At 53.7% G+C, this 22,128-nt stretch carries 17 protein-coding genes and 7 tRNA genes; 17 read left to right on the top strand and 7 right to left on the bottom strand.

Annotated features, from left to right (window positions below):
- Positions 1 to 5 precede the first annotated feature (5 nt).
- From A6U95_RS24745 to nagE, 6 genes are all read right to left on the bottom strand, one after another.
- The gene (locus A6U95_RS24745; RefSeq protein WP_065686417.1) at positions 6 to 2,144 is read right to left on the bottom strand and encodes an ATP-binding cassette domain-containing protein; all 2,139 of its coding nucleotides are present in this window, start codon (positions 2,142 to 2,144) and stop codon (positions 6 to 8) included.
- Positions 2,145 to 2,168: 24 nt separating this feature from the next.
- Complete coding sequence (locus tag A6U95_RS24740; RefSeq protein ID WP_065686416.1) at positions 2,169 to 3,116, bottom strand: ABC transporter; 948 nt, start codon at positions 3,114 to 3,116, stop codon at positions 2,169 to 2,171.
- A complete protein-coding gene (locus tag A6U95_RS24735; protein WP_065686481.1) occupies positions 3,116 to 3,784 on the bottom strand; it encodes a thioredoxin domain-containing protein in 669 nt (222 codons plus the stop codon). Before A6U95_RS24735 ends, A6U95_RS24740 begins: the two co-directional genes overlap by 1 nt.
- A gap of 209 nt (positions 3,785 to 3,993) precedes the next feature.
- Positions 3,994 to 4,182, bottom strand: coding sequence for a DUF4762 family protein (locus A6U95_RS24730; RefSeq protein WP_021805314.1), 189 nt, complete (start codon positions 4,180 to 4,182; stop codon positions 3,994 to 3,996).
- A 518-nt stretch (positions 4,183 to 4,700) separates the two neighbouring features.
- The gene (gene glnS / locus A6U95_RS24725; protein WP_065686415.1) at positions 4,701 to 6,365 is read right to left on the bottom strand and encodes a glutamine--tRNA ligase; all 1,665 of its coding nucleotides are present in this window, start codon (positions 6,363 to 6,365) and stop codon (positions 4,701 to 4,703) included.
- A gap of 192 nt (positions 6,366 to 6,557) precedes the next feature.
- The gene (nagE, locus tag A6U95_RS24720; RefSeq protein WP_065686414.1) at positions 6,558 to 8,591 is read right to left on the bottom strand and encodes an N-acetylglucosamine-specific PTS transporter subunit IIBC; all 2,034 of its coding nucleotides are present in this window, start codon (positions 8,589 to 8,591) and stop codon (positions 6,558 to 6,560) included.
- A 337-nt stretch (positions 8,592 to 8,928) separates the two neighbouring features.
- Between nagE and nagB the strand changes: the two genes are divergently transcribed.
- The 12 genes from nagB to A6U95_RS24660 all read left to right on the top strand — a co-directional run bounded on the left by nagB (position 8,929) and on the right by A6U95_RS24660 (position 16,119).
- The gene (nagB, locus tag A6U95_RS24715; protein WP_021805317.1) at positions 8,929 to 9,729 is read left to right on the top strand and encodes a glucosamine-6-phosphate deaminase; all 801 of its coding nucleotides are present in this window, start codon (positions 8,929 to 8,931) and stop codon (positions 9,727 to 9,729) included.
- 18 nt (positions 9,730 to 9,747) lie between these two features.
- The gene (gene nagA, locus A6U95_RS24710; RefSeq protein ID WP_065686413.1) at positions 9,748 to 10,887 is read left to right on the top strand and encodes an N-acetylglucosamine-6-phosphate deacetylase; all 1,140 of its coding nucleotides are present in this window, start codon (positions 9,748 to 9,750) and stop codon (positions 10,885 to 10,887) included.
- Positions 10,888 to 10,913: 26 nt separating this feature from the next.
- Positions 10,914 to 12,134 carry an N-acetylglucosamine repressor gene (locus A6U95_RS24705; protein WP_065686412.1) on the top strand — a complete coding sequence of 407 codons (1,221 nt, stop codon included), beginning with the start codon at positions 10,914 to 10,916 and terminating at the stop codon, positions 12,132 to 12,134.
- 67 nt (positions 12,135 to 12,201) lie between these two features.
- The gene (locus tag A6U95_RS24700; RefSeq protein WP_065686411.1) at positions 12,202 to 12,954 is read left to right on the top strand and encodes an HAD-IIA family hydrolase; all 753 of its coding nucleotides are present in this window, start codon (positions 12,202 to 12,204) and stop codon (positions 12,952 to 12,954) included.
- A gap of 582 nt (positions 12,955 to 13,536) precedes the next feature.
- On the top strand, positions 13,537 to 15,201 hold the full coding sequence (gene asnB / locus A6U95_RS24695; RefSeq protein WP_046808104.1) for an asparagine synthase B: 1,665 nt from the start codon (positions 13,537 to 13,539) through the stop codon (positions 15,199 to 15,201).
- A 217-nt stretch (positions 15,202 to 15,418) separates the two neighbouring features.
- Positions 15,419 to 15,495: transfer RNA gene (locus A6U95_RS24690), tRNA-Met, on the top strand.
- A 9-nt stretch (positions 15,496 to 15,504) separates the two neighbouring features.
- Positions 15,505 to 15,589, top strand: a tRNA-Leu gene (locus A6U95_RS24685).
- A gap of 30 nt (positions 15,590 to 15,619) precedes the next feature.
- A tRNA-Gln gene (locus A6U95_RS24680) sits at positions 15,620 to 15,694 on the top strand.
- Positions 15,695 to 15,735: 41 nt separating this feature from the next.
- Positions 15,736 to 15,810 (top strand) — tRNA-Gln (locus A6U95_RS24675).
- Between the two features lie 42 nt (positions 15,811 to 15,852).
- Positions 15,853 to 15,927: transfer RNA gene (locus A6U95_RS24670), tRNA-Gln, on the top strand.
- A gap of 29 nt (positions 15,928 to 15,956) precedes the next feature.
- Positions 15,957 to 16,033, top strand: a tRNA-Met gene (locus tag A6U95_RS24665).
- 11 nt (positions 16,034 to 16,044) lie between these two features.
- Positions 16,045 to 16,119, top strand: a tRNA-Gln gene (locus tag A6U95_RS24660).
- An 82-nt stretch (positions 16,120 to 16,201) separates the two neighbouring features.
- On the opposite strand, the gene ubiF is transcribed toward A6U95_RS24660, so the two are convergent.
- Complete coding sequence (gene ubiF, locus A6U95_RS24655; RefSeq protein WP_065686410.1) at positions 16,202 to 17,383, bottom strand: 3-demethoxyubiquinol 3-hydroxylase; 1,182 nt, start codon at positions 17,381 to 17,383, stop codon at positions 16,202 to 16,204.
- A gap of 176 nt (positions 17,384 to 17,559) precedes the next feature.
- On the opposite strand from ubiF, the gene miaB reads away from it, so the two are divergent.
- The 5 genes from miaB (at position 17,560) to corC (ending at position 22,123) form a co-directional block, all read left to right on the top strand.
- Complete coding sequence (gene miaB / locus A6U95_RS24650) at positions 17,560 to 18,984, top strand: tRNA (N6-isopentenyl adenosine(37)-C2)-methylthiotransferase MiaB (protein ID WP_065686409.1); 1,425 nt, start codon at positions 17,560 to 17,562, stop codon at positions 18,982 to 18,984.
- 93 nt (positions 18,985 to 19,077) lie between these two features.
- Positions 19,078 to 19,413: a zinc ribbon domain-containing protein YjdM gene (locus A6U95_RS24645; RefSeq protein WP_021179990.1), complete on the top strand. Its 336-nt coding sequence runs from the start codon at positions 19,078 to 19,080 to the stop codon at positions 19,411 to 19,413.
- A gap of 224 nt (positions 19,414 to 19,637) precedes the next feature.
- Positions 19,638 to 20,693, top strand: a complete 1,056-nt coding sequence (locus tag A6U95_RS24640) for a PhoH family protein (protein WP_024483192.1) — start codon at positions 19,638 to 19,640, stop codon at positions 20,691 to 20,693.
- Positions 20,690 to 21,163, top strand: a complete 474-nt coding sequence (gene ybeY, locus A6U95_RS24635) for an rRNA maturation RNase YbeY (protein ID WP_021179992.1) — start codon at positions 20,690 to 20,692, stop codon at positions 21,161 to 21,163. Before A6U95_RS24640 ends, ybeY begins: the two co-directional genes overlap by 4 nt.
- 81 nt (positions 21,164 to 21,244) lie before the next feature.
- Positions 21,245 to 22,123: a CNNM family magnesium/cobalt transport protein CorC gene (corC, locus tag A6U95_RS24630; RefSeq protein WP_021179993.1), complete on the top strand. Its 879-nt coding sequence runs from the start codon at positions 21,245 to 21,247 to the stop codon at positions 22,121 to 22,123.
- Positions 22,124 to 22,128 lie beyond the last annotated feature (5 nt).

Here is a 22,128-nt window from a genome sequence, read left to right as displayed (position 1 = left end):
AATCTTCATGAGTATGCTGCCGCTGTCAGGTCTGGTTGCGGTGCGAACAGGGTATCAACCTGCTTCATACCCCCATTGTCCATGCGATAAACCCGATCAAACATCGACAGCACGCTTTCGCTGTGTGTCACGGTGATCAGCGTTTTGTGCTGTTCACGGCAATGGGCCAGCAAGGTCGTCATCACCTGATGCGCCGTATTTTCATCCAGGTTGGCCGTGGGTTCATCCAGCACCAGCACCGGGCAGTTGCTGTACATTGCCCGTGCCAATAACAGGCGTTGGCGCTGCCCCAGGGACAATCCGGCATGGCTTTCACGGATCAGGGCATTAAGGCCACCCGGCAGTTTTTCTACGACCGAGTGCAGATTCAGCCCCTCAAGGGAACGCTTAATCCGCTGGTGTCGATGCTCATCCACGTTCTCATCAAACAGCGTGATGTTCTCTAGCACCGAGGCATTGAACAGAATATCTTCCTGACTTTGCAGGAAGAACAAGGTGTGTATCTGCCGATAATCGACCGGCTGACCATCGACCACCACCTCACCTTGCTGTGGAGCCATCAGGCCGGTCATCACTTTCAGCAGCGTGCTTTTGCCCGTCCCCGACTCGCCGACAATGGCAATCCGTTGGCCGGGTTGCAGCGATATCGACAAATCATGCAGCACCGGCAGTTGGGCATCATAGGCAAAGACAATATGGCGAAAACTCAACCGAGAGCTGAACTGCGGGAGCGTCTTAGGCGCCGCTTCATGTTCAGAACTGGAAGGAAACAGATCCCGCGCACGGGTATCGATGACGTGCAGCTGGTTCTTCTGCAAAATGGCGTAGAATATTTTGGTGATATACGAGGTGAAAATCTCCCGCACAAAACTGTAGGCGAAAAACTCCCCCAGCGTCAGGACACCCTTTTTCAACAATGGCAACGCCAGCAGCATGAAAAACACCATCTCCAGGCTGCCGATCAGCTGATACAGGCTGCTTTTGACCTGCTCATAGATCCTCTGCTGCTGTTGGCAGGTAAACAGAGACAGCGCGTAGCGGGCAAACACGCTTTTGCGCTGGCTATCCAGCCCTGCGGATTTGATGGTGGAAAAACCCTGGATGCTTTCCAGAATAAAGTCGCTTTGCTCCGCCGTTTTTACCTGCAACTGCTGGGTATAATAGCGATCGCGGTAGATGGCCCAGATGCTGATCAATCCCATTAGCGTAACGCCAACGCCAGAGACCATCGCCAGCAGCGGGCTCATGTAACACATGACGCCTAACGCGATAGCGCCGATAATCCAATCGGTACGCAGGCCGTTATCCAGCTCGATCTTGATGCCGGATGCCAGCTGCCAGTTGGAAAAGCGGCTGAACACGTCGCCCGGTGCACGTTTGGCAAAGAAGTTGAGAGAATTACCGAGCAACCGCGAGAAACCGGCTACGCTGTTGACCACCACAAAGCGTTTGATAAACCGCTCCGTAACCCAACGCACGGCGAAAGCCAGCAGGGTAGAAACAAAAAACGCCAGCAGGAAATAAAAATACGGGAAGTCGGCGTCACCCGCCGAGGAGTAAACCTGATTGATGGCGCTGCCCACCATCGTCGGCATGATGAACAGGGTTAAGGAAATCAGAAAGGCCAACACCATCAGCCGATAGATACCCGGCATCCTGGCGGTCTCTTTCAGGCTCATACACTCCAAAGCTTTGAAACCCGTACTGCGCTTTTTATCTGCCTGTGCCTTTGGGTCGAGTTGTCTTTCACTATCCAGCACCAGCGCGTAGCCGCTGATTTCCAGTTTTAATGCATCGATGGGCAACAGCTGCTGGCCTATTGCCGGGTTCATCACGCAGACATAGTTGCCTTGGCGGTACGCCAACAGCACATAGTGGCTGGCACCATAGTGTAAAATGGCAGGCAGGGGCAGTTCCGCCAGCTCACCATGGTCGAAAATAACCGGGTAAGCGGGTATGGCCAGCTCAGAGAGAATGGTACATAACGTGGTCAACGAGGTGCCATGCTGCGACGCAGGATAGCGTTCACGCAAGTTCTCCAGAGGGGCATCGATGCCCTGCGTCTGCGCCAGCATGGCGATACAGGCCAACCCACACTCATTGGTTTCACCTTGAAAAACCTGCGTCGGGATTATCTTTTCCATGATCTGACTTCTTCAATTTCCAGATTATTCATTGATAAAAAATAACGAATGCGAGTGCCATAACAGCCAGTCTTCAGGATGCCGGGCTATCGACGTTTCAATGATTTCCGGCAGCCTGGCTTTCAGGCTGCGAGCCTGCACCGGCGGTTCAATATGGATTTTTAGTTCCCGGTCGTAGTACAGGTAATAAAAAACCACCTGCGCCGATAGCGCCCGGGCAATGCGTATCACTCCGCTGTGCAGATTGGCAGGGCGATCAAAAAGCCGACAAGGTAGTTTTGCCGTTGCTGCCGTATTGGCATTGACGGTGTAATCGGGGGTGATATCAGGGAAGATCATGATGTTCCGCCGATGATCCGCTGCCTCCATGATCGCCGCCATCAGGTTGCCGGCAATTTCCCGGCTATCGTCATGGATCGAACAATAAGCAAGGTTGACCTTCCCTAGCTGGCGAACTTTTTCCTGATAGATTTCCACACTGCTGGAAACGATCACCGTTGCCTGACCAGGGAAAGCCGCTCCCCCAACCATCCCGGCCAACACATCGGAAACCATATGCAACGGAGCTAGCACCACCGGCGAACCGGCCTGATGCAAAGGCTCAACCACGGCATTCAACTGCGCTTTACAACGTTCCATCTGAGCCTGTATCTGTGGGCTTTGCCCATAGGTAGCGGCCAGATCCAATAGCCGCCGACGATAGCTCACCCCGGCAAAATCCAATTTACGGCCATCGCCAAGCAAGCACTGCTTATTGGCGGCGGCCACAAAAGCACGCCTACGCTCCCCCCGGTCGCCCAACCGCAACCCTCTGCCCCACGCCGCCAGCACAAGAAACCAACGATAATCACCGTGCTGCAATAACCAACAGGCGACGCTTCTCTGAGCTTTGCGCAAGGGCGCCAGACTACGCATCAGCGTTGCCAGGCTATTTCGCCATGCCAGATAGGCCCACACAGCAAAGAAACGCATTAGGGCTCCAGCGGTTTGTCATGCTGCAACAACGACAGCAAGTGGTCAGCAAACTCGGGGAACTCACGATCCTGCAATACCAGCCATTTTCTGTTGACGATAAAGCTCGGCGTTGCGTCTATGTTGTAATAGCGGGAGACCTCGGTCATATAGTTCAACAAGGCTTGCACCTGCGGGGTCTGGCTAACACGAGCGTACTCCGCGAGATCGATATTTTGTTCCTGAAGCCAGATATCACGATTTTTAGGGTTACTCAGATCGATCTTGTCCCGGATAATCGCGTCATAGGCGCTCTGACGGTGCTGCGGTTCAATGCCCATCACCGTTAACGTCGCAAACAATGAGGAAAAACTGGCCAAACCATTCATCTGCTCGTTATTGATATGCAAACGGACCAACTTGCTCCCGGCAGGCATCCGCGCTTCCAGCTTATCCAGGTTTGCTTCATTCAGGGCGCAGTAGTGGCAGCCATAAGAGAAGAGTTCGATAAGGGTATTGCCTTCTTCGATCGGACTATTGTTAACATTATTATTATCGAAAGCGATCAGGCTTTGCTGTTCATCATTAGTGTTCAATACAAAATAGTGAAAATAGGCTGTCGTCATGAGTGATGAAACAATAATAACCACTAACGTATACAGGGTAATAAACAGAGGGGTTCTGAACATAAAAACTCGTCCTAAAAAGGCCTGGCAATTAGCTTTATTGTTGCGAAACAGGCTGACACGAAAAAATCGCATCAGCACTGAAATAAACGCTGAATAATGTTCCATGTTTACCTGCCCTTACTGGACACAGGCTTGAGCGTAACTCGGACTCAATAACCCTCTATTCAAGGGTAGTAAGGGCGGTGGCAGCAGGATACCGTTACTCAGTATTACTGCTCAATAATACCGCAATTGGCCAGCGCAGTAGGTTTGGAGTCCTGGCTGATGACTTTACCGGTTTTGTCGGTACAGGTGGTTACCATATTGCACTTGAAACCAGAGGCGACATATTTGGTAGTACAGGTTTTACAGGTACCGCCGACGATTGAGTTGGCTTGAGAAACAGTAAGCTTTTTCACAACATAATCCTTATATAGTGAGTATAAATCAGCCTTGGCATTATCTATCCCAATAGAAAAAAAGCCATGCTTAGTATAAAGGCACAATAAAATATGCCTTTATTAAAGCATGCTGATTATTATTTACCACCCTGTATTTCGGGCAAGAATAGCCGATCAACTAACGCAGATCAATAAATTTATGGCTAATACACAGAGCGCCAAAATATAAGTATAAGTGGTCGCAACCATTCGTTATTTCGATATTTAGTAATAGGAATAAGCCAAGGTGAGCTACTCAAAATTTACGCAAAATAAAATGCGGGCCAGATAAATTCCGTGAGTTTATTACCCTAACTTTATTATGGGCATATAGTGACAGTTAACAGAACGCAGGCCAAATGACCAAAATCAGGAACAGGCAGCGGGAAGGGCAACAACTTGAGGGTAGCATTCAAAGCAAAACAGAAGATGTCTCTTGACCAGAAGATCCGATCAAGAGACAAACAGGCGAGAAAACGCGTTAGGCTTGGCTAAGCTTAGGCGCCAATCTTGGCCCAGGTATCACGCAGGCCTACGGTGCGGTTAAACACCAAGCGCTCGGCCGTAGAATAGCGGCTATCTGCGCAGAAATAGCCTTCACGCTCGAACTGGTAGGCTTTTTCCGGCTGGGCAGCTACCAGGCTTGGCTCAACAAAGCCTTGCTTGATAATCAGCGATTCCGGGTTGATGGTGGCGAGGAAGTCCTCTGCCGCCGCCGGGTTAGCCACGCTGAACAGACGATCGTACAGGCGAATTTCTGCCGGTAAGGCGTGTGCCGCAGACACCCAGTGGATCACGCCTTTCACCTTGCGGCCATCGGCAGGATCTTTGCTCAGTGTATCTGGATCGTAGGTGCAGAAAATGGTGGTGATTTCACCCTCTGCATCCTTCTCTACGCGCTCAGCCTTGATCACATACGCATTACGCAGGCGCACTTCTTTGCCCAGCACCAGGCGTTTGTACTGCTTGTTGGCTTCTTCACGGAAGTCTGCACGATCGATATACACTTCGCGGCTGAACGGCACTTCACGGCTGCCCATTTCCGGCTGGTTCGGATGGTTAGGCATGGTCACCATTTCCACGTCTTGCGACATGTTCTCGATGATCACCTTCACCGGATCCAGCACGGCCATGGCGCGCGGTGCGTGCTCATTCAGATCGTCACGAATACAGGACTCCAGCGCCATCATCTCGACGTTATTGTCCTGTTTGGTGACGCCGATACGCTGGCAGAACTCGCGAATGGAGGCAGCCGTGTAGCCACGACGACGCAGGCCAGACACGGTTGGCATACGTGGGTCATCCCAGCCTTCAACGATCTTCTCGGTCACCAGCTGGCTCAGCTTGCGCTTGGACATGATGGCGTATTCGAGATTCAGGCGTGAGAACTCATACTGACGCGGATGGCAAGGGATGGTGATGTTATCCAGCACCCAGTCATACAGACGGCGGTTATCCTGGAACTCCAGGGTACACAGCGAATGGGTGATCCCTTCCAGCGCATCGGAAATGCAGTGGGTGAAATCGTACATCGGGTAGATGCACCATTTGTTGCCGGTCTGATGGTGTTCCGCAAACTTGATGCGGTAGATCACCGGATCGCGCATCACGATAAACGGCGAGGCCATATCGATCTTGGCGCGCAGGCAAGCAGTGCCTTCGGCAAACTCGCCGTTACGCATCTTCTCAAACAGCGCCAGGTTCTCTTCAACCGTGCGGGTACGGTACGGGCTGTCTTTGCCCGGAGCCGTCAACGAGCCACGATATTCACGGATCTGCTCGGGAGAAAGCTCGTCAACATAGGCCAAGCCTTTGTTGATCAGCTCAACCGCATACTGGTGCAGTTGATCGAAATAGTCCGAGGAATAACGAACGTCGCCGCTCCAGGTAAAGCCTAACCACTCCACATCGTGCTTGATGGAGTCGACAAATTCGATGTCTTCTTTTACCGGGTTGGTGTCATCGAAGCGCAGGTTACATTGGCCCTGATAATCCTTGGCGATACCAAAGTTCAGGCAAATGGACTTGGCATGGCCGATATGCAGATAGCCATTAGGCTCCGGTGGGAAACGTGTATGAACCGACGTATGCTTCCCTGATGCCAGATCTTCATCAATGATCTGACGGATAAAATTGGTTGGGCGGGCTTCTGCCTCACTCATGTCACTATTCCTCAAATGCAAAGCGCTACACATATAACCTTCTATGTTCCAATAAGCCGCGTCCAGAAACAACCGTTATTCGTCAAGTTCCCATGGTGCAAAAACAAAAAAAGCGGGAAAAGATCGCTCTTTTCCCGCTGATACTGCTCACCGCCCGTTTAACGCCCGGGCGAAGCCAGGGTTAAACCCAACTTATTTCTGGATCTCGAACAGCTTGGTCTGGCCAGCAACCACATTGCCGGTTGCCAGTGCCGTCAGGCCAGCATAGTCATCAGCATTGCTGACCACTACCGGGCTGATCATCGAGCGCGCATTGGCGTTCAGGTATTCCAGATCCATTTCCAGGATTGGCTGACCTGCTTTCACCTCAGCCCCCTCTTCCACCAGGCGTTTGAAGCCCTGACCGTTCAGCGCCACGGTGTCGATACCCATGTGCACGACGATCTCCGCGCCCTTGTCTGTTTCCAGGCAGAAAGCGTGGTTGGTGTTGAAGATCTTCACCACGGTGCCATCAGCTGGAGCCACGACGGTTTTATCGGTTGGGCGAATAGCCACACCGTCACCGACCGCTTTGCTGGCGAAGGCTTCGTCCGGCACCTGATCCAGAGCCACCACTTCACCGGTTACCGGCGCCACCAGCGCTTCCAACACGGTTTTAGCGGCGTTAGGTACGGCCTGCGGTTTAACTTCTGCCGCAGCGGCTGCGGCGGCTGGAGCAGAGGCTGCCGCTACCGGGCCTGCTGCAATCACTTTGGTCATCGCACTGGCAATCAGTTCGGCACGAGTCCCGACAATCACCTGCACGCTTTGCTTGTTCAGACGGATCACGCCAGAAGCACCCAGGCGTTTAGCCAGAGCATCGTTCACCAACGCAGAATCTTTAACGTTCAGACGCAGACGGGTGATACAGGCATCGATCCCGGTCAGGTTGTCAGAACCCCCGATGGCGCTCACATAGCGACGAGCCAGGGTAGTGGTTTCATCTTCGTTCTTACCCGCAGCGGTATCCACGTCATAACCGTCGGTTTCGTCACCGGCAACCGCCAGTTCACGGCCTGGGGTCATCAGGTTGAATTTTTTGATGGTGAAGCGGAAGACCACGTAGTAGATAGCGAAGAACACCAGGCCTTGCGGGATCAGCATGTACCAGTGGGTCGCCAGTGGGTTACGCGTTGACAACGCCATATCCACCAGACCGGCACTGAAACCAAAACCGGCAATCCACTGCATGCTGGCTGCGATGTATACGGAGATACCGGTCAGAATGGCGTGGATCACATACAGCACAGGAGCAACGAACATGAAGGAGAATTCCAGCGGCTCGGTGATCCCGGTGAAGAAGGCAGCGAACGCCCCCGCCATCATGATACCCAGCACTTTCGCTTTGTTCTCAGGACGCGCACAGTGGTAGATGGCCAGTGCTGCACCCGGCAGACCGAACATCATGATTGGGAAGAAACCTGCCTGGTAACGACCGGTGATACCGACCGTGGCTTTACCCGCTTCAATAGACTGCGAGCCACCCAGGAAGTTAGGAATATCGTTAATACCGGCAACGTCAAACCAGAATACCGAGTTCAGCGCATGGTGCAGACCGACCGGAATCAACAGACGGTTGAAGAAGGCGTAGATACCGGCACCGGCAGAGCCGAGCTTTTGGATCTGCTCACCGAAGCTGACCAGACCGTTGAACACCACCGGCCAGATGTACATCAGGATGAAGGCAACCAGGATCATCAGGAAAGAGATCAGGATTGGCACCAGACGGCGGCCGCTGAAGAACGACAGCGCTTTCGGCAGTTCAACACCGCTGAAACGGTTGTAGACTTCGGCAGAAATGATACCCACCAGGATACCCACGAACTGGTTCTCAATTTTGCCAAAGGCGGCAGGAACCTGATCGAGAGGGATCTTCTGAATCATTGACACGGCGGCAGGTGAACACAGCGTGGTCACTACCAGGAAACCGACAAAACCGGTCAGTGCAGCGGCACCGTCTTTGTCTTTGGACATACCGTAAGCCACACCAATGGCGAACAGGACCGACATATGATCGATAATGGCCGAACCGGATTTGATGAACAAGGCTGCCAGAGCATTGTCCCCACCCCAGCTAACCGGGTCAATCCAGTAGCCGACACCCATCAGGATGGCCGCGGCAGGCAGTGTGGCTACCGGAACCATCAAGGCCCGACCCACCTTTTGTAAATAACTAAGAATGTTCACCTTTTCCCCCTATTCGTCCGATGCCGGACCCTATTGGCAGTTTATTGAGATAACTCACTACCTTTTTAGAAATAACGCTTGGCACGTATCACTCATGCGGAGTGTAAAAAAATTATTTCGTATCGCAAATTAAAACCTCCTTTTTTGTGACAAATGTCACCAAAAAGTAGTGTTAAACTGCCACATTGCTAGCCATCGCACAAAACTTATTTTATCATTCAAAAAATCAACGGACAGTAATCCCGAATACCCGCTTCACAAAGCTGAGTTACGCTTTAAGCTACGGTTTGTTGCCCGTACCAGTATAGACACAGTTTATTCTACCTAGAGGTGTACGATGAGACTTATCCCACTACAAGACACTACTCAAGTCGGCAAATGGGCCGCACGCCATATCGTTCAGCGTATCAACGCCTTCAAACCGACCGCAGATCGCCCGTTCGTCCTTGGCCTGCCAACCGGTGGCACCCCGCTGGAAGCCTACAAACACCTGATCGCGATGCACAAAGCCGGTGAAGTCAGCTTCAAGCACGTCGTGACCTTCAACATGGATGAATATGTTGGCCTGCCGCAGGAACACCCGGAAAGCTACCACACCTTCATGTACCGTAACTTCTTCGACCACGTTGATATCCCACGTGAAAATATCAACCTGCTGAACGGCAACGCACCAGACGTTGACGAAGAGTGCCGTCAGTACGAAGCCAAGATGAAATCCTATGGCAAAGTTAACCTGTTCATGGGCGGCGTGGGCTTCGATGGCCACATTGCGTTCAACGAACCAGCGTCTTCCCTGGCTTCACGCACCCGTATCAAAACGCTGACCGAAGAAACCCGTATCGCCAACTCCCGCTTCTTCGATGGTGACGTGAGCCAGGTGCCAAAATATGCCCTGACCGTTGGCGTAGGTACCTTGCTGGATGCGGAAGAAGTGATGATCCTGGTCACCGGCCGTGGCAAGGCACAGGCGCTGGAAGCCGCAGTGGAAGGCAGCATCAACCACCTGTGGACCATTAGCTGCCTGCAGCTGCATGCCAAAGCCGTGGTGGTTTGTGACGAACCGTCCACCATGGAACTGAAGGTGAAAACCGTTAAGTATTTCCGCGAGTTGGAAGCGGAAAGCGTTAATAGTCTTTAATTTTTTGCAGGGGGCTACATGTTCGCTTTAACCCAATGCCGGATTTTTACCGGCCATGACGTGCTTGATGACCATGCGGTAGTGATTGCTGATGGCCTGATTGAACGAGTCTGCCCACTGGCCGAACTGCCAGCAGGCATCGAAACGCGCGATCTGGGTGGCGCCATCTTAGCCCCCGGTTTTATCGACGTGCAGCTTAACGGCTGCGGCGGCGTGCAATTTAACGACTCACTGGAAGCTATCTCGGAAACCACGCTGGAAATCATGCAGCGCGCCAACGAGAAATCCGGCTGTACCAGCTATCTGCCAACGCTGATCACCTGCAGCGACGATTATATGAAGCACAGCATCAACGTGATGCGCGCTTATCTGAAGAACCATCCCAATCAGGCCCTTGGCCTGCATCTGGAAGGGCCGTACCTGAGCCTGGAGAAGAAAGGCACCCACAACCCGGCGTTTATCCGCAAGCCTACCAGCGAGATGATCGACTACCTGTGTGCCAACGCCGACGTGATCAGCAAAGTGACCCTGGCCCCAGAAATGGTGGAACCCCACTTTATCAAACAGCTGAGCGACGCCGGTATCGTGGTGTCCGCTGGCCACTCCAACGCCACCTACGATCAGGCACGCGTGGGTTTCGCCGCAGGCATTACCTTCGCCACCCATCTGTACAATGCCATGCCGTACATCAGCGGCCGCGAACCGGGCCTGATGGGCGCGATCTTCGACACGCCAGAAGTGTACACCGGCATCATTGCCGATGGGCACCACGTGGCCTGGGCGAGTATCCGTAACGCCAAGCGGGTAAAAGGTGATAAATTGGTGCTGGTCACCGATGCTACTGCACCAGCAGGCGCGGATATCGATCAGTTTATTTTCGCGGGTAAAACCATTTATTATCGTGACGGCCTGTGCGTTGACGAAAACGGCACTCTGAGCGGCTCCGCACTGACCATGATCGAAGCGGTGCAGAACAGCGTAGAGCATGTCGGTATCGCACTGGACGAAGCGCTGCGTATGGCAACGCTCTACCCGGCTCGCGCTATCGGTGTCGAACAACGTTTAGGCACCATCGAAGCCGGCAAGGTCGCCAACCTGACCGCCTTTACCCGTGATTACCAAATCACCAAGACCCTCGTTAACGGCAACGAGGTTTAATCCATGAACAGCGAGTAGAATTATTGATGAGCACTGGCGGACAAGCACAAATAGGGAATGTTGACTTAGTTAAGCAACTCAACGGCGCAGCAGTGTATCGCCTGATCGACCAGCAAGGCCCGATCTCGCGCATTCAGATTGCCGAACTCAGTCAGCTTGCCCCCGCCAGCGTCACTAAAATTACTCGCCAACTGTTGGAGCGCGGGCTGATCAAAGAGGTCGATCAGCAAGCCTCCACCGGTGGCCGCCGTGCCATTTCCATTGTCAGTGAAACCCGCAATTTCCACACCGTTGCCGTCCGCCTGGGCCGCCATGATGCCACTATCACCCTGTACGATATGGGCGGTAAGTCGCTCGGAGAGGAGCACTATCCTCTGCCGGAACGCACCCAGGAGACACTGGAAAACGCACTGCTCAACGCCATTGCGCAGTTTATCGAAAGCTACCAGCGCAAATTGCGCGAACTGATCGCCATTGCCGTGATCCTGCCTGGCCTGGTCGATCCGGCTTTAGGCGTAGTGCGCTATATGCCGCACATCAGCGTCGATAACTGGGCGTTGGTCGATCATCTTCAGCAACGCTTCAATGTCACCAGTTTTGTCGGCCACGATATCCGCAGCCTGGCCTTGGCGGAGCACTACTTCGGGGCTACCCGGGATTGTGAAGACTCCATTCTGGTGCGCCTGCACCGGGGCACAGGCGCCGGGATCATCGTCAACGGCAAAATCTTCCTCGGCAATAACGGCAACGTGGGAGAGATTGGTCATATTCAAATCGATCCCCTCGGCGAGCGCTGCCACTGCGGTAACTTCGGCTGCCTGGAAACCGTGGCAGCCAACGCTGCTATCGAACAACGCGTACGCCACCTGCTGAGTCAGGGCTACCCAAGCAAAATGACGCTGGACGACTGTAGCATTGCCGCCATCTGCAAAGCCGCCAATCGCGGAGATTTGCTGGCCAGCGAAGTGATCGAACACGTTGGCCGCTATCTGGGCAAGGCGGTAGCCATCGCCATCAACCTGTTCAACCCGCAAAAAGTGGTGATCGCCGGTGAAATCACCGAAGCGGACAAAGTGCTGTTACCCGCCATCCAAAGCTGCATCAACACTCAGGTGCTGAAGGATTTCCGCAGAAACCTGCCGGTGGTCACTTCCGAACTCAATCATCGTTCAGCGATCGGTGCTTTTGCCCTGGCGAAACGGGCAATGCTCAACGGTGTACTTCTCCAACGGCTGTTAGAAAGTTAAACTGCCTGTTTGGCAGGGATGCACTTCTGGCTTTTTTGCCCTGCCGTTTATCATGAGACCAGCAACAATGACTATCAAAAACGTGATATGTGACATCGACGGCGTGCTGCTGCATGACAATACCCCGATCCCTGGAGCCGATCTGTTCCTGGCTCGTATTCAGGAGCAGGGAATGCCGCTGGTGGTGCTAACCAACTACCCTTCGCAAACCGCCCAGGACCTGGCCAACCGCTTTGCCGCCGCTGGCCTGGACGTGCCAGAAAGCGCGTTTTATACCTCAGCGATGGCGACGGCCGATTTCCTGCGTCGCCAGGAAGGTAAAAAAGCCTATGTGGTGGGCGAAGGTGCACTGATCCACGAACTCTACAAAGCCGGCTTTACCATCACCGATATCAACCCGGATTTCGTGATCGTGGGTGAGACCCGTTCCTACAACTGGGACATGATGCATAAAGCGGCCTTCTTCGTGAACAACGGGGCGCGGTTTATTGCCACCAACCCGGATACCCATGGCCATGGTTTCACACCAGCCTGTGGGGCTCTGTGTGCGCCGATCGAGAAGATCACCGGCCGTAAGCCGTTTTATGTCGGCAAGCCTAGCCCGTGGATTATCCGCGCCGCACTGAACAAGATGCAGGGACATTCGGAAGAGACGGTCATTATCGGGGACAACCTGCGTACCGATATCCTGGCTGGCTTCCAGGCCGGGTTGGAAACCGTACTGGTGCTGTCTGGCGTCTCAAACCTGAACGATGTTGAATCTATGCCGTTCCGCCCGAGCCATATCTTCCCTTCCGTGGCGGATATCACTATTTTTTAAGCCGCAAGCAATGGCCCCTCACCCTAGCCCTCTCCCGCAGGGAGAGGGGACCGATCGAGTTCGTTGATCGCTTGCCCTAATACCTTACCTTTCTTGTTCTTACCCCCTACTTTCCGAAGTCGCACAAGCTAATCAAGATCTCTGGACAGCTCCCTCTCCCAGTGGGGTCCGATCGAGTTCGTTGATCGCTTGACGTAATACCTTACCTTTCTTGTTCTTACACCCTACTTTCCGAAGTCGCACAAGCTAATCAAGATCTCCGGACAACTCCCTCTCCCTGTGGGAGAGGGTTGGGGTGAGGGAAAACATCGATCATCAAAACGCCAGAAAATTTATCTCACCCTCGCCTCATTCGGTAATAAATTAGATATTCGACAATTTTTACCGCATAAAAATGAACATCCGCTAATTTTAACACTCCCCCCAATGACTATTTTTCAGCGTAACGTTAAATCGCTTGCATACACCTCAACTTTTGACGCATTTTCATTATCAGAAGGCAGCAAAGCCGCACCATTGACTTTACATGCAGGCGCGCTGTACATCACATCACCGCCATAAAATGTCGTTAGGAGAGTTTGTATGTGTTCTATTTTCGGTGTGCTCGATCTGAAGTCCGATCCGGTTGAATTGCGTAAAAGAGCGTTGGAACTGTCGCGCCTGATGCGCCATCGCGGCCCAGACTGGTCCGGCGTTTACGCCAGCGATAAAGCCATTCTGGTTCACGAGCGCCTGTCGATTGTTGACGTGAATAACGGTGCCCAACCGCTGTACAACGCTGCGCACACCCACGTATTGGCGGTTAACGGTGAAATTTATAACCATCAGGCCCTGCGTCAGCAGTTGGGTGAGCATTATCAATTCCAGACCGGCTCTGACTGCGAAGTGATCCTGGCGCTGTATCAGGAAAAAGGCCCGAACTTCCTGGACGATCTGCAAGGTATGTTCGCCTTTGCCCTATACGATACTGAAAAAGACGCTTACCTGATTGGCCGCGACCACCTCGGCATCATCCCGCTGTATATGGGCCACGATGAGCACGGCAACCTGTATGTCGCTTCTGAGATGAAGGCGCTGGTGCCGGTCTGCCGCAGCATTAAAGAGTTCCCGGCGGGCAGCTACCTGTGGAGCCAGGACGGTGAAATCCGCGAATACTACCAGCGTGACTGGTTCGACTATGACAACGTCAAAGACAACGTCACCGATGCCAACGCCCTGCGCAACGCGCTGGAAGAGTCGGTCAAAAGCCACCTGATGTCGGACGTGCCTTACGGCGTGTTGCTCTCGGGCGGGCTGGATTCCTCGGTGATCTCTGCCATCACCAAAAAATATGCCGCACGCCGGGTAGAAGATGATGAGCGCAGTGAAGCCTGGTGGCCACAGCTGCACTCCTTCGCCGTCGGGCTGGAAGGTTCCCCGGATCTGCGTGCGGCTCAAGAGGTTGCTAACCACCTTGGCACCGTCCACCATGAAATCCACTTCACGGTACAGGAAGGCCTGGATGCCATCCGCGATGTGATCTACCACATCGAAACTTACGACGTCACCACCATCCGTGCCTCCACGCCGATGTATCTGATGTCACGCAAGATTAAAGCGATGGGCATCAAGATGGTGCTGTCCGGCGAAGGGGCGGATGAAGTGTTCGGCGGCTACCTGTACTTCCATAAGGCGCCAAATGCCAAAGAATTCCACGAGGAAACCGTGCGTAAACTGCTGGCGTTGCATATGTACGACTGCGCTCGTGCCAACAAAGCGATGTCTGCCTGGGGGGTAGAAGCCCGCGTGCCGTTCCTGGATAAAAACTTCCTGGACGTGGCGATGCGCATCAACCCGCAGGATAAAATGTGTGGCAACGGCAAGATGGAGAAGCACATTATTCGCCAATGCTTCGAGTCTTATCTGCCCGCTAGCGTGGCTTGGCGCCAGAAAGAACAGTTCTCCGACGGTGTCGGTTACAGCTGGATCGATACGCTAAAAGAAGTCGCTGCCAAGCAGGTTAGCGATCAACAGCTTGAAACCGCACGTTTCCGCTTCCCGTACAACACGCCAAACAGCAAAGAAGGCTACCTGTACCGCGAGATTTTCGAAGAGCTGTTCCCACTGCCGAGCGCGGCGGAATGTGTCCCTGGCGGCCCTTCCGTAGCCTGCTCATCGGCAAAAGCCATTGAATGGGACGAATCCTTCAAAAAAATGGATGACCCATCAGGCCGTGCCGTAGGCGTACACCAGTCAGCCTATAAGTAAACCGTCACCGTTTTACCTTCGGCGGGCCTGATGGCCCGCTTTTTTGTGGATGTTTTCAACCGCTAACCCTCCGAACTGCCGTTTTTATCACCATACTGTTCACAACCCAGACAAACAAGCCGCCCAGTCGCTTTTTCGGGAAAAAACTAGTTGACGCAAATCGGCCATATACGCATAATGCGCCCCGCAACGCCGATGAAGGTTGAGCGAAAAAGATGGCTACGTAGCTCAGTTGGTTAGAGCACATCACTCATAATGATGGGGTCACAGGTTCGAATCCCGTCGTAGCCACCAATCTTTTTTGCGGGAGTGGCGAAATTGGTAGACGCACTAGATTTAGGTTCTAGCGCCGCAAGGTGTGCGAGTTCAAGTCTCGCCTCCCGCACCATTTTCTTTCATCAGTCGCGCATACAGCAGGTGGGGTATCGCCAAGCGGTAAGGCACTGGTTTTTGATACCAGCATTCCCTGGTTCGAATCCAGGTACCCCAGCCATCTTTTCAGATGGAACGCTGTAAAAAAGTTGATTATGCTATTGGGGTATCGCCAAGCGGTAAGGCACTGGTTTTTGATACCAGCATTCCCTGGTTCGAATCCAGGTACCCCAGCCATCTTTTCAGGATGGGGCGCAGTAAAAAAGTTAATTGTGTTATTGGGGTATCGCCAAGCGGTAAGGCACTGGTTTTTGATACCAGCATTCCCTGGTTCGAATCCAGGTACCCCAGCCATACAACACCGTTAACCAGCAACATAAAATGGCTACGTAGCTCAGCTGGTTAGAGCACATCACTCATAATGATGGGGTCACAGGTTCAAATCCCGTCGTAGCCACCATGCTTTACAATTGGGGTGTCGCCAAGCGGTAAGGCTCTGGTTTCTGATACCAGCATACCCAGGTTCGAATCCTGGCACCCCAGCCAAATTTAGAAAAGCTCGCTTCGGCGGGCTTTTTGCTTTTCTGAGTTTGGATAAAATGGGCGCAGCATGCGGCGCCCCATGTCATCACAGACCTAATGCATACTTCAGCGCACGCTCTTTCAGCTTGCCCGCCCTTTCCGCTACCATCAGTGCCAGATTGCGCGCCACGCCCAGCGGAGCCAGGTTATTGCTGAAGGCGGTATAGAACAGATCCATGCCGCTTTGCATCAGCAGGTTATCGGTGCGACGACGGCGCTGATAGCGCATCAGCACCTCTTCACTCGCCCAATCCTCTCCCTGCTCACGGGCGTCGCTCACGATCTCCAGTAATGCATCCACATCACGATAGCCAAGGTTCACCCCCTGCCCGGCCAGCGGATTGATGGTATGTGCAGCATCGCCGAGCAACACCAGCCCTGATTGCACATAGCGTTGTGCGTGGCGGCGCACCAGTGGGAAAGATCCGGCGGCATGAGCCTTCACCGTGCCCAAGCGGGATGGGAAAGCCACCGCTATCTCTTGTTCGAGCTGTGCCATAGGTAACGCCTGCAACTGGCGAATACGCTGCGGGCTGTCATACCACACCAGCGTTGCCCACTGGTCATACAGCGGCAGGAACGCGCGTGGGCCAGAGGGGAGGAATTGCTGCCAGGTCACATCCTGCTGCGGTTGATCGGTTTCCACGGTGATCAACATGCAAGACTGGCGATATTGCCAACCGCTGGTGCCAATCGCCGCCAACTTGCGTACCTGTGAGTGAGCACCGTCGGCACCCACCACCAAACGCGCCTGTATGGTCTCTGACGAGCTTAACGTCACCTGCCATTGGTTATCCGCTCGATGCATCGCCTGCAGCCTGGTGGGGCAGTACAGCGTTAAATTCTCGCATTGTGACAACTGCTGCCATAGGGCGAGCTGCAATATACGGTTCTCGACCATAAAACCCAGCTCTGGCAGCCCAAGCGTTGCGGCATCAAACGCCACCCGTGAAGACTCCCATTCCCAGGTTTCCAGCCTGCGGTAGGGTGCCGATCTCATCTGCAACACCGCAGGCCAGGCATCAAGCTGCTTCAACAAGCCAACGGAGGTGCAGCCAATAGCAGAGATCCGCAGGTCCGGCGGGCTTTGGGGATCGAACGTATCGGGAGCCTCGTGCTCTAACAAAGCGACCGACAATCCGGCGCGAGCCAGCCCCAGCGCGGCAGCAGCTCCCACCATCCCGCCGCCAACCACCACGGCATCAAAGCGTTTTTGAGAAGTGTTCATTTTGGCTATACTTTTGGTTAATTAGGCATCTTGGCTCAGTGTACCGGATTTTTAATCCGGCTTCAGGTCGCATGCTACTGCCACTTCGCTGGTCACCAGCGCGCCAAATGATTACAATGGCCTTCCTGCATGGCGCGTAACGCAATTTTCTCTCCGCACTGAGTAATGGCAAGTCAATGAAGAAAAAACTACATATCAAAACCTGGGGCTGCCAGATGAATGAGTACGACTCATCGAAAATGGCAGATTTGCTGGGAAGCACACACGGCTTCGAGTGGACTGAAAACGCTGAAGAAGCGGATGTGTTGCTGCTCAATACCTGCTCGATCCGCGAGAAGGCGCAGGAAAAGGTTTTCGCGTTGTTGGGCCGTTGGAAGCAACTGAAAAAGAACAACCCCGATCTGATTATTGGCGTCGGCGGCTGCGTTGCTTCACAGGAAGGGGAACATCTGCGCCAGCGCGCACCCTGCGTTGACATCGTTTTTGGCCCGCAGACCTTGCACCGCCTGCCGGAGATGATCAACCACGTGCGCGGTTCGCATAGCCCGATCGTGGACATCAGCTTCCCGGAAATCGAAAAGTTCGACCGCCTGCCTGAACCCCGTGCCGATGGGCCAACCGCCTTCGTCTCGATCATGGAAGGCTGCAACAAATACTGCACGTTCTGCGTGGTGCCTTACACCCGCGGTGAAGAAGTCAGCCGCCCAAGCGATGATGTCCTGTTTGAAGTCGCTCAGTTGGCTGCCCAGGGCGTACGTGAAGTGAACCTGCTGGGCCAGAACGTCAACGCCTATCGTGGCGCAACCTTTGATGGTGGCATCTGCTCATTTGCCGAACTGTTGCGCCTGGTGGCCTCCATCGACGGGATCGATCGCATCCGCTTTACCACCAGCCACCCGATTGAGTTCAGCGATGACATTATCGCGGTGTATGAAGATACGCCCGAGCTGGTCAGCTTCCTGCATCTGCCGGTACAAAGCGGTTCAGACCGCATTCTGACCATGATGAAACGCGCCCACACGGCGCTGGAATACAAAGCGATTATCCGTAAGCTGCGTCAGGCACGGCCCAATATCCAGTTCAGCTCTGATTTCATTATCGGTTTCCCAGGGGAAACCCAGGCCGATTTTGAACAGACCATGAACCTGATTGCCCAGGTGAATTTCGACACCAGCTTCAGCTTTATCTACTCTTCGCGCCCCGGCACTCCTGCGGCAGACATGGTTGACGACGTCAGCGAAGAAGAGAAAAAACAGCGTCTGTATCTGCTGCAAGAACGGATCAACCAGCAGGTGATGCAGTTCAGCCGCCGTATGCTTGGCACCGTGCAGCGTATTCTGGTCGAGGGCACCTCACGCAAGAGCTTGATGGAACTCTCTGGCCGTACCGAATGCAACCGGACGGTCAACTTTGAGGGCACCCCAGATTTGATCGGCCAGTTCGTCGACGTCGAAATTACTGAAGTGTTAACCAATTCTCTGCGCGGTACCCTGATCCGCACCGAACAGCAGATGGAACTGCGCGTGCACCAATCCCCTCAAGCGGTGATTGCACGTACCCGTAAGGAAGATGAGCTGGGCGTCGGTAGCTACCAACCCTGATCGCCCCGCCACCTTGGCATTTTCCTTTTTCTCTGCCGGGCAGTCATTGTCCGGTAATTTTGTTTTTTATTTTGATTATGAGGCGACACAATAATGCAACTCCCACACTGCCCGAAGTGCAATTCCGAATACACCTACCAGGATAACGCCCTGTTCATCTGCCCTGAGTGCGCCCATGAGTGGAGCGACAGCGCGGCCGTTGAAGATGCCGATACCCTGATTGTCAAAGATGCCAACGGTAACCTGCTGGCGGATGGCGATGCGGTGACCGTGGTCAAGGATCTGAAGGTCAAAGGCAGCTCTTCCATGTTGAAGATCGGCACCAAGGTGAAGAATATCCGCCTGGTCGAAGGCGATCACAACATCGATTGCAAAATCGACGGCTTTGGCCCGATGAAGCTGAAATCCGAATTTGTGAAGAAGAGCTGATTTCCGCTGTTAACCTGCTGTTGGGCCAAACTATTTGGCCCAATTCTGCCCCCTCCCCCCTTGAATTCCCTCCGCTGCGCACAGATAGATCAGAGGTAAACTTGCGCCAGTGCGGTACACCATGAATAATTCAGGGTAGAGCTGTTCGGGGGTTGCCCTGAATGCCCGCGCTGAAATCGCGTTACGTGACATCAACCAGGCCCTGTTGAGCCTTGAGGAATCGTTTGAACGTCGCAACACAAGAAATCCTGTTGGAGCCCGCAGACAACCAACGCCTGTTGAGCCTGTGCGGCCCGTTTGATGACAACATCAAACAACTCGAACGTCGGCTGGGGATTGAAATCAACCGCCGTGACAACCGTTTCAAGCTGGTCGGTAAAAACCTGTGCGTGGTTGCCGCCGCCGATATTTTGCGCCATCTGTATGTGGATACCGCGCCGATCCGTGGCGTGACCCCAGATATCGATCCGGAACAGATCCACCTGGCCATCAAAGAGAGCCGGGTGCTGGAGCAGGTGGCAGACAGCGTGCCGGATTACGGCAAATCGGTCACCATCAAGACCAAGCGCGGCATGGTGAAGCCCCGCACGCCTAACCAGGCGCAATATATCGCCAATATTTTCGCCCATGACATCACCTTTGGCGTTGGCCCGGCGGGTACCGGTAAAACCTATCTGGCGGTTGCGGCTGCGGTAGATGCTCTGGAGCGCCAGGAAATCCGGCGTATCCTGCTGACCCGCCCGGCGGTTGAAGCGGGTGAGAAGCTGGGCTTCCTGCCGGGAGATCTGAGCCAGAAAGTCGACCCGTATCTGCGCCCGCTGTATGACGCCCTGTTTGAAATGCTGGGCTTTGAACGCGTGGAAAAGCTGATCGAGCGTAACGTGATAGAAGTTGCGCCGCTGGCCTACATGCGTGGCCGTACGCTGAATGATGCCTTTATCATTCTCGATGAAAGCCAGAACACCACCATCGAACAGATGAAGATGTTCCTGACGCGTATCGGTTTCAACTCGAAAGCGGTGATCACCGGCGACGTGACCCAGATCGACCTGCCACGCAATCAGAAATCCGGCCTGCGCCATGCGGTGGAAGTGCTGTCTGAGGTGGAAGAGATCAGCTTTAACTTCTTCCACAGCGAAGACGTGGTGCGCCATCCGGTAGTCGCCCGTGTGGTGGTCGCCTATGAAGCCTGGGAAGCCGCCGAACAAAAACGCAAAGATGCCATCGCTGAACAACGTAGACGTGAGGCACCGGTTGCCTCCGAACAGGAAACACCATGAGCCAGGTTATTCTGGATTTACAAATTGCCTGCGCCAGCAGTGAAGGATTACCGGATGAAGCCACCTTCCAGCGCTGGCTGGAAGGGGTATTGCCACAGTTTCAGGAAGAGGCCGAAGTCACCATCCGCTTAGTGGATGAGGCGGAAAGCAATGAGCTGAATCTGACTTATCGTGGTAAAGACAAGCCCACCAACGTGTTATCATTCCCGTTCGAGGCACCGCCGGAAGTCGAACTGCCGCTGTTGGGTGATTTGATTATTTGCCGTCAAGTGGTTGAACAGGAAGCGGTTGAACAACAGAAAGCGCTGGAAGCACACTGGGCGCATATGGTTGTTCACGGTAGCCTTCATCTGCTAGGGTATGACCACATCGAAGACGATGAAGCCGAAGAAATGGAATCTTTGGAAACCGAGATAATGCAGGAGATGGGTTACCCAGACCCTTACCTCGCGGAAAAAGATCCTACCTGATGTTAGCTGAGCACCCCGCAGCCCCGATTGGGGCTGTCGCTAATTTTGATAACTCAATAGAGTGATATTAACTAAAACGCCATGAGCGACGACCATTCACAAAGCAATGACAGCCCCAGTCCCAAGAAGGGGTTCTTTACTCTTATCCTTAACCAGCTGTTCCACGGTGAACCTAAAAACCGTGGCGATCTGGTAGAGCTGATCCGTGATTCCGAGCAAAACGACCTGATCGATCCCGATACTCGTGACATGCTGGAAGGCGTGATGGATATCGCCGAGCAGCGCGTGCGCGACATCATGATCCCGCGCTCCCAGATGGTGACGCTCAAGCGTAACCAAACGCTGGAAGAGTGCCTGGACGTGATTATCGAATCCGCCCACTCGCGCTTCCCGGTGATCAGCGAAGATAAAGATCACATCGAAGGCATTCTGATGGCCAAGGACCTGCTGCCGTTTATGCGCGCAGACTCCGAGCCGTTCAGCATCGACAAGGTGCTGCGTACCGCCGTGGTGGTACCGGAAAGCAAGCGGGTTGACCGGATGCTGAAGGAGTTCCGCTCCCAGCGTTATCACATGGCGATTGTCATTGATGAATTCGGCGGCGTCTCTGGTCTGGTGACCATCGAAGACATTCTGGAGCTGATTGTCGGGGAAATTGAGGACGAATATGACGATGAGGAAGATCGTGACGTTCGCCAACTGAGCCGCCACATGTTCACCGTGCGGGCGCTGGCGCCGATCGAAGACTTCAACGACACCTTCGGCACCCATTTCAGCGACGATGAAGTGGACACCATTGGCGGCCTGGTGATGCAAGCCTTCGGCCACCTGCCAGCGCGCGGGGAAACCATTGAAATCGAAGGTTACCTATTTAAAGTTGCGATGGCCGACAGTCGACGTATCATCCAGGTTCATGTCAAAATTCCGGACGACGCCCCGCAACCGAAACTGGAAGAATAACTTAT

Source organism: Serratia sp. 14-2641 (genome assembly GCF_001692375.1).
Taxonomy (GTDB): Bacteria; Pseudomonadota; Gammaproteobacteria; order Enterobacterales; family Enterobacteriaceae; genus Chania; species Chania fonticola_C.
Note: the sequence above shows the minus strand (reverse complement) of the source record. Positions and strands in the feature narration are given on the sequence as shown.